Source organism: Streptococcus sp. DD10, assembly GCF_001578805.1.
Taxonomy (GTDB): Bacteria; Bacillota; Bacilli; order Lactobacillales; family Streptococcaceae; genus Streptococcus.
In genome coordinates, this window is the sequence record NZ_KQ969214.1 from 1 (window position 1) to 376 (window position 376).

The following is a 376-nucleotide window of genomic DNA, read 5'->3' on the forward strand; positions in this document are numbered from 1 at the left end:
AGAAGAGGTGAGACCTCTTTTTTTTGATGTCCAGGCATGGAAGACGGAAAAAGCTATGGAAAATAAAGTCGGGGACGACTGTAAACATAGGAGGTTCGAATGAACAAAACTACTTTTAAGGCACGGATTCAGATGAATCTGCGTTCTTTACAGTTTTTCGCTGATGGTGGGGACACTCAAGCGGAGGTGGATGTTTCTACTGGTCAAGAACAGGTATCTGCAGAACCTGAGAATGAGACAGTAGAACAAGAGAAGAAATACACGGATGTGGATGCTATCATTGACAAGAAATTTGCCAAGTGGAAGAAAGAGCAAGAAGCGCTAGCTGATGAAGCTAAGAAATTAGCAAAGATGAATGCTGAACAAAAAGCTGAAT

The 376-nt window shown here is 41.8% G+C and carries 1 protein-coding gene; it reads left to right on the forward strand.

Translation table 11 applies throughout. From position 1 onward, the window contains the following. Positions 1-132: 132 nt before the first annotated feature. Positions 133-376, forward strand: a 244-nt coding sequence (locus STRDD10_RS10140) for a capsid assembly scaffolding protein Gp46 family protein (RefSeq protein WP_156468669.1), incomplete at its 3' end; no start/stop codon positions are given.